Source organism: Streptomyces sp. SID5785 (assembly GCF_009870065.1).
In the GTDB taxonomy this organism is placed as follows: Bacteria; Actinomycetota; Actinomycetes; order Streptomycetales; family Streptomycetaceae; genus Streptomyces.
Genome location: NZ_WWIA01000904.1, coordinates 1 through 7,129, shown reverse-complemented (window position 1 = coordinate 7,129; position 7,129 = coordinate 1). Strand labels below are relative to the sequence as shown.

General features: G+C 72.2%; 8 protein-coding genes. 3 read left to right on the top strand and 5 right to left on the bottom strand.

Annotated elements, in window-relative coordinates:
- On the bottom strand, positions 1 to 1,797 hold a 1,797-nt coding region (locus GTW43_RS29800; protein ID WP_237536888.1), incomplete at its 3' end, for a DEAD/DEAH box helicase.
- Between the two features lie 523 nt (positions 1,798 to 2,320).
- Between GTW43_RS29800 and GTW43_RS29795 the strand changes: the two genes are divergently transcribed.
- The gene (locus GTW43_RS29795) at positions 2,321 to 3,067 is read left to right on the top strand and encodes a ferritin-like fold-containing protein (protein WP_202502121.1); all 747 of its coding nucleotides are present in this window, start codon (positions 2,321 to 2,323) and stop codon (positions 3,065 to 3,067) included.
- A gap of 160 nt (positions 3,068 to 3,227) precedes the next feature.
- Here GTW43_RS29795 and GTW43_RS29790 read toward each other — a convergent pair whose 3' ends face one another.
- From GTW43_RS29790 to GTW43_RS29775, 4 genes are all read right to left on the bottom strand, one after another.
- Positions 3,228 to 3,500, bottom strand: a complete 273-nt coding sequence (locus GTW43_RS29790) for a hypothetical protein (protein ID WP_161305098.1) — start codon at positions 3,498 to 3,500, stop codon at positions 3,228 to 3,230.
- 268 nt (positions 3,501 to 3,768) lie between these two features.
- The gene (locus tag GTW43_RS29785) at positions 3,769 to 3,996 is read right to left on the bottom strand and encodes a DUF3107 domain-containing protein (RefSeq protein ID WP_343246156.1); all 228 of its coding nucleotides are present in this window, start codon (positions 3,994 to 3,996) and stop codon (positions 3,769 to 3,771) included.
- Positions 3,997 to 4,164: 168 nt separating this feature from the next.
- On the bottom strand, positions 4,165 to 4,806 hold the full coding sequence (locus GTW43_RS29780) for a TetR/AcrR family transcriptional regulator (RefSeq protein WP_161305095.1): 642 nt from the start codon (positions 4,804 to 4,806) through the stop codon (positions 4,165 to 4,167).
- 183 nt (positions 4,807 to 4,989) lie between these two features.
- A complete protein-coding gene (locus GTW43_RS29775) occupies positions 4,990 to 5,208 on the bottom strand; it encodes a hypothetical protein (protein WP_161305094.1) in 219 nt (72 codons plus the stop codon).
- A gap of 262 nt (positions 5,209 to 5,470) precedes the next feature.
- Here GTW43_RS29775 and GTW43_RS29770 point away from each other — a divergent pair, with 262 nt between their 5' ends.
- Entirely contained in the window at positions 5,471 to 6,778 is a 1,308-nt protein-coding gene (locus GTW43_RS29770; RefSeq protein ID WP_237536887.1) for an alpha/beta hydrolase, read from the top strand.
- Positions 6,779 to 6,782: 4 nt separating this feature from the next.
- Positions 6,783 to 7,037 (top strand): hypothetical protein, encoded by a 255-nt coding sequence (locus GTW43_RS29765; RefSeq protein ID WP_161305093.1) that lies wholly within the window; start codon positions 6,783 to 6,785, stop codon positions 7,035 to 7,037.
- Positions 7,038 to 7,129 lie beyond the last annotated feature (92 nt).

Here is a 7,129-nt window from a genome sequence, read left to right as displayed (position 1 = left end):
GGGGGCGGCGGCGACGGCCTTCTTGCGGGGCGCGCGCTTCTTCGGCGCGGCCTCGGTGGCCTCCACCGTGTCCACCACGGTCTCGGCGGTCTCCGGGGCGGGCGCGGCCTTGGTGCGCGTGCGGCGGGCCGGCTCGGTGGCCACGGTCTCGGCGGCCTCGGTCACCGCGGCGGTCTCGGCGACGGCCTCGACCGTGTCGACGGCGGCCTCCGCGCGCTTCCGCGTACGGCGGCGCCTGGCGGGCGCCTCGGCGGCGGGAGCGGACTCGGTCACCGGGGCGACGGCCGCGACGGTCTCCACCGCCTCGACGACGGCCTCGGCGGCCGGGGCGACCTGCGCACCGCCCTGGGCGCCACCGCGCGTACGACGGCGACGGCGGGGCGTGCGCGGCTCGGAGGCGTGCTCCTCGACCGGCGTCACGGGAGCCGTGCCGCTCGACGTGGCCTCGACGGCACTCGTGGGCTCGCCACCGCGGGTGCGGCGACGGCGACGCGGCGTACGGGCAGGACGCTCACGCTCCTGGACCCGCTCGCGGTCACGGTCACGGTCGCGGTCGCGGTCCTGGCGGCCGCCACGGCCCCCGCGCCCGGAGGCGCCACGGCCGCCGGTCTCGCCGAGGTCCTCGATCTCCTCCGCGTCCAGACCGGCCCGCGTGCGCTCGGAGCGCGGCAGGACACCCTTGGTGCCCACCGGGATGCTGAGCTCCTCGTAGAGGTGCGGCGAGGACGAGTAGGTCTCGACCGGGTCGTTGAAGTCCAGCTCCAGCGCCTTGTTGATCAGCTGCCAGCGCGGGATGTCGTCCCAGTCGACCAGCGTGATCGCGATGCCCTTCTTGCCCGCGCGGCCGGTGCGGCCGATGCGGTGCAGGTAGGTCTTCTCGTCCTCGGGCGACTGGTAGTTGATGACGTGCGTGACGCCGTCGACGTCGATGCCGCGCGCGGCGACGTCGGTGCACACGAGCACGTCGACCTTGCCGTTGCGGAACGCGCGCAGCGCCTGCTCGCGCGCGCCCTGGCCCAGGTCGCCGTGGACCGCGCCGGACGCGAAGCCGCGCCGCTTGAGCTGGTCGGCGATGTCGGCCGCGGTGCGCTTGGTGCGGCAGAAGATCATCGCGAGCCCGCGGCCGTCGGCCTGGAGAATGCGCGCGACCATCTCGGGCTTGTCCATGTTGTGCGCGCGGAAGACGTGCTGCGCGATGTTCCGCACGGTCGCGCCCTCGTCGTCGGGGGACGTGGCGCGGATGTGCGTCGGCTGCGACATGTAGCGGCGGGCGAGACCGATGACGGCGCCCGGCATGGTCGCCGAGAACAGCATCGTCTGGCGCTTCGCCGGAAGCATGTTGATGATCTTCTCGACGTCGGGAAGGAAGCCCAGGTCGAGCATCTCGTCGGCCTCGTCGAGGACGAGCGCCTTCACGTGCGAGAGGTTGAGCTTCTTCTGCCCGGCGAGGTCGAGCAGCCGGCCCGGGGTGCCGACGATCACGTCGACGCCCTTCTTGAGGGCCTCGACCTGGGGCTCGTAGGCGCGACCGCCATATATGGCGAGGACGCGGACATTGCGCACCTTGCCGGCGGTCAGCAGGTCGTTGGTCACCTGCTGGCACAGCTCGCGCGTCGGGACGACGACGAGGGCCTGCGGAGTGTCGGTGAGCTGGTCGGGACGGGCCCGGCCCGCCTCGACGTCCGCGGGGACGGTGACGCGCTCGAGCAGCGGCAGACCGAAACCGAGGGTCTTGCCGGTGCCGGTCTTGGCCTGGCCGATGACGTCCGTGCCGGAGAGGGCGACGGGGAGAGTCATCTCCTGGATGGGGAAGGGGTGGACGATTCCGACGGCCTCGAGGGCCTCAGCGGTCTCGGACAGGATGCCGAGCTGACGGAATGTCGAAGTCTGCGTAGTCAGGGTGTTGCCTCTTCTGTGAGGTGCGGTCCGAGGCGAACGCGGGGGTCGTGACCGTGCCAGTGCCGTGCCTTTGGTACGCCGGTCTCGATCCGCAAGTGCGGGTGGACCGGATGGCGCGGGACCACTGCCGACGCTCGAGCGCTCGTGCCGCTGAGGGCCCCTCCTCGATCCGTATGTCCTGTGACGCACGACCCGGAGGGCTGTCGGGTCGGAGCCGATCGGGCCACCGACCGGGCATCCTCATTCATGAGGCCCGTCGGAGATACGTGCAGGCACCATGACACAGGCTTGCACTCGGCGGGCTCTTTACCACCATACCCCGGAAACCCGCATATGCGATGGCCGAATTCGTCACGTAGCCGTCGTCACACTCTTTGACCAGGGACTTCCGGGAGGCGGCGGGCGGGCTATTGTGCGCTTCATGGAGACGCCTGACAACGCCAAGCCGTCCACCGGAGCGACCCCCGCCCCGACCGGAATCGCCGCCCAGGACTGGGACACCGCCTCCGCGGACCCGAACTACCGTGCCGCGGTCGTCGACCTGCTGGGCGCGCTCGCGTACGGCGAGCTGGCGGCGTTCGAGCGGCTCGCCGAGGACGCGAAGCTGGCGCCGACGCTCGCCGACAAGGCGGAGCTGGCGAAGATGGCCTCCGCCGAGTTCCACCACTTCGAGCAGCTGCGCGACCGGCTCTCGGCGGTCGGCGCCGAGCCGACCGAGGCGATGGACCCCTTCGTCGCGGCGCTCGACGGCTTCCACCGGCAGACCGCCCCGTCGGACTGGCTGGAGGGCCTGGTCAAGGCCTACGTCGGCGACTCGATCGCCTCCGACTTCTACCGGGAGGTCGCGGCCCGTCTGGACTCCGACACCCGTTCGCTCGTGCTCGCCGTGCTCGACGACACCGGGCACGCGTCGTTCGCCGTCGAGAAGGTGCGGGCCGCCATCGAGGCGGAGCCGCGCGTGGGCGGCCGGCTCGCGCTGTGGGCACGGAGGCTGATGGGCGAGGCCCTGTCGCAGTCGCAGCGGGTCGTCGCGGACCGCGACGCGCTCTCCACGATGCTGGTCGGGGGCGTGGCCGACGGTTTCGACCTGGCCGAGGTCGGCAGGATGTTCTCCCGGATCACCGAGGCGCACACCAAGCGGATGGCCGCGCTGGGGCTGGCTGCCTGACGCGTCGGCGCGGCGGGCGCGGCCCTGCGGGGTCCGCCGTCGTGCGCAGTCGGGTGGGCGTGGCCGGGCGCACTCGGTCGGGCGTGCGCGGTCGGGCGTTCTCGGCACAGGGCGCGCGATCAGCGTTCGCGGTCAGGCATGCGCGGCACGGCGTTCGCGGTCAGGCGTTTGCGCCGATCTGCTGCGTTCGCCTGCGCGCGGGCCGCACCAGCAGCGACAGCAGGGCGACCGACAGGACGAGCGCGCCGCCGAGCGTGGCCAGGGCGTGGCCCGGGCCGAGGGCGCTGTGCGTGACGAACGCGCCGAACAGGCCACCGGCGACACCCGTCGGCACGACGAGCCGCTGTGACGGCAGCCGGCGCGGGAACCGGTGGCCCGCGGCGAGCGCGAGAGCCAGGCCGAGCAGGGCGGATCCGACAGCCTCGAGCAGCATGATGATGGGTCCCTCCCGCACGGCCGGACGGTGCACACGGTCGTAGCCGGTCTACCCCTGGGGTGCGGAACGCAACCCTCCCTGTGTGACCACGCTGTGCGCGCCCTGTGCGCGCGGGAGGCGATGACGACGGTGTGAGGGGCGAGCGGTGGACGGGGCCGGTGTGCGCACCGGTCGGCCCGGGAGTGGGCAGCGAGAAGGGCCCGGTGGATTCGACCACCGGGCCCTTACTCATGTCGTGCGTCTGCCGCGCGCGTCCTGTGTGCCTCTAGAGCGGGCCGAAGCCCACCTTGCGCACCGCCGGCTCACCGATCTCGACGTACGCGAGACGGTCGGCAGGGACGAGGATCTTACGACCCTTGTCGTCCGTCAGGGAGAGCAGCTGCGACTTGCCGGACAGGGCCGCGGACACCGCGCCCTCGACCTCCTCGGCGGACTGATCGCTCTCCAGAACGATCTCGCGGGGCGTGTGCAGCACGCCGATCTTGACCTCCACGGCCTTGTCCCTCCGACGATCCGTGATGTGCGCGGGCGACCGCGCCGTACGCAGCACAGATTAGCCCGGTGAGACGAGCCTCCCGGCGCCCCGGCTGCACGCCAAGAGCGAACAGCCGGGCGGGAACAAAACGGTGCGGTGCCCGACGGCCCGTCCTGCGGGGGCGTGTCAGTGCTGCTCGGCCCCGTGCAGCGGGAAGCCCGCGATGCCGCGCCAGGCCAGCGAGGTGAGCAGCTGGACCGCCTTGTCGCGCGGTACCGGGCTCTCGCTCGACAGCCAGTAGCGGGCGACCACCTGGGAGACGCCGCCGAGCCCGGTGGCCAGCAGCATCGACTCGTCCGTGGACAGCCCGGTGTCCTCGGCGATCACGTCCGAGATCGCCTCGGCGCACTGCATGCTGACGCGGTCGACGCGCTCGCGCACCGCCGGTTCGTTGGTCAGGTCCGACTCGAAGACGAGCCGGAAGGCGCCGCCCTCGTCCTCCACGTACGCGAAGTAGGCGTCCATCGTCGCCTCGACGCGCTGCTTGTTGTCCGACGTAGAGGCCAGCGCGGTGCGGACCGACTGCAGGAGTGACTCGCAGTGCTGGTCGAGGAGCGCCAGGTAGAGGTCGAGCTTGCCCGGGAAGTGCTGGTAGAGCACCGGCTTGCTGACCCCTGCGCGCTCGGCGATGTCGTCCATCGCGGCCGCGTGGTAGCCCTGTGCGACGAATACCTCCTGGGCCGCGCCCAGAAGCTGATTGCGTCGGGCACGGCGCGGCAGGCGTGTGCCCTTCGGGCGCGCCGCCTCCGTCTGCTCGGTGGCTGTCACGCCGCCTCCCAAAATCGTCCGTGTGCGGTGTGCGCCGCGCCGTCATCGTACTTTTGGGTAACAGCGATGTGCGCGGTGCGGACGCAGAATTTCATGGACCGGACGGCAGTGAAAGCGGCGCGTAGCGTCCTTGTCACGGGAAAGCGGTGCATATCGTCGCCCGGCGTCGGGGTGCGGCCGGGTTCAGCGGTAGTCGTCCTCGTCGAGGGACACCACGCGCGCCTGCTCGGCGCGGTCCGCCTCGTTTGCCGTGTCCGGGTCGGCGTCCCCGGCGGGCGGGTCGTCCCGGTCCGGTGTCAGGTCCGCGTGCTGCTCCGCGGAATCCTCCTCGGGTGCCTCCACGGCGATCTCCGCGGGGCTGCCGTCCTGGTAGATCTCGGGATCACTGGGGTCGACCGTCATCGCCGGCTCCCTTCCTCACTGTTCTCCGTGGGCGGGTGCGCTGGTCGGGTGCCCTGAAGCGGCTCCCTGATGCGGGTGCCCTGAAACGGGTGTCCTGAAGCGGGTGAAGCGGGGTGTCCTGAAGCGGGGTGTCCTGAAGCGGGGTGTCCGGAATCGCGCGTAGGAGACACATCGAGCGTAGGAGACAGTGGAGTGGCGCGCTATGCGGGCTGTGACGGCGAACACACGAGTCACTGCGTGATCGTCTCGTAACATATCCCGCATGTCTTCGACCGAGTCGCCGCGTGTGCCGTCCACCGTCACGGACGCGGTGTCCCGTACGGGCGCCGTGCGGGGCGAGGAGGGGGAGCGGCTCGGTTCCGTCGGGCTGCCGGGGCTCACCCTGGGGGTCCGCTCGCGGCCCGGCACGCGCGCGGGGCTGCCGCCGGCCCTGTACGTCCACGGCCTCGGCGGCTCCTCGCAGAACTGGTCGGCGCTGATGCCGCTGCTCGCCGACGTGGTGGACGGCGAGGCCGTCGACCTGCCCGGCTTCGGCGACTCGCCGCCCCCGGACGACGGCGACTACTCGGTCACCGGGCACGCCCGGGCCGTCATCCGCTTTCTCGACGCGCGGGGCCGGGGCCCCGTCCATCTCTTCGGGAACTCGCTGGGCGGTGCCGTCACCACGCGCGTGGCCGCCGTCCGCCCCGACCTCGTGCGGACGCTGACCCTGGTGTCGCCCGCGCTGCCGGAGATCCGCGTGCAGCGGACCGCGCTGCCGACCGGACTGCTCGCTGTGCCCGGCGTCGCCTCGCTGTTCACCCGGCTGACGAAGGAGTGGACGCCCGAACAGCGCGTCCGCGGCGTCATGGCGCTCTGCTACGGCGATCCGAACCGGGTGTCGCCCGAGGGCTTCCGCGCCGCCGTCGACGAGATGGAGCGGCGCCTGAAGCTCCCCTACTTCTGGGACGCGATGGCCCGTTCCGCGCGCGGGGTGGTCGACGCCTACACGCTCGGCGGACAGCACGGGCTGTGGCGCCAGGCCGAACGTGTCCTGGCGCCGACGCTGCTCGTGTACGGCGGGCGGGACCTCCTGGTGTCGTACCGGATGGCGGCCCGCGCCGCCCGGACGTTCCGCGACGCACGGCTGTTGACCCTGCCGGATGCGGGCCACGTCGCGATGATGGAGTACCCGGAGACGGTCGCGACGGCGTTCCGGGAACTCCTGGCGGACACCGGTGCGTTGAACGGGTCGCGGGGCGAAGCGGGAGCGACGCCTGGCGCATACGAGGTAGGTGAGGAAGGGCGGGGCGACGGCGGGCGGCGTGACGACGAGCCGTCCGAGGGGGAGTCGCCCGAGGAAGCGTCGCCCGAGAGGGGGTCGCTTCCGGTCGAGGTGGTTGAGGGCGAGGCGCCGGGGAGTCAGGTGGCGCAAGGGGAGGTCCTGGCTGATGAGCCGGTGGAAGGCGAGCGGTCCGACGGCGCGTCGTCGCGTGACGGCGAGCGGGGCGACGACAGGCCGGACGGGGGTGTGGCGTCGAGTGACGGGGGGACCGATGGCAGACTGCGCGATGCGTCGCACAACGGCTGAGCGCATGACCATCAGCCGCGGGGCGGCCGTTGGTACGACCGACCAGCACGGGGCGGGCGGCCGTGCCACCGACAACCGCCGGGTGGTGGACCGCACGACCGACCACCGCCGGGCGGCCGACCGCGCGAAGTACGACGGCACGAGGTACGACCGCACGAAGTACGACGGCACGAAGTACGACGGCACGAAGTACGACGGCACAACAAGAATCTGCACCGCACGAAACCGGGGAGCTGAGGCGGCCTGTGGGACGGCATAGCCGCCGAGGACCGGCAGAGAAGAGCGAGACGGCCGAGAGGCCGGCGGAGCCGATGGCGAAGGCGCCACCGCGGCTGGGGCCGGGCTCCGGAC

Coding starts and splice junctions, on each gene's coding strand:
- GTW43_RS29795 (WP_202502121.1), top strand. CDS start 2,321: ATGGAGACGCCTGACAACGCCAAGCCGTCCACCGGAGCGACCCCCGCC.
- GTW43_RS29790 (WP_161305098.1), bottom strand. CDS start 3,500: ATGCTGCTCGAGGCTGTCGGATCCGCCCTGCTCGGCCTGGCTCTCGCG.
- GTW43_RS29775 (WP_161305094.1), bottom strand. CDS start 5,208: ATGACGGTCGACCCCAGTGATCCCGAGATCTACCAGGACGGCAGCCCC.
- GTW43_RS29770 (WP_237536887.1), top strand. CDS start 5,471: ATGTCTTCGACCGAGTCGCCGCGTGTGCCGTCCACCGTCACGGACGCG.
- GTW43_RS29765 (WP_161305093.1), top strand. CDS start 6,783: ATGACCATCAGCCGCGGGGCGGCCGTTGGTACGACCGACCAGCACGGG.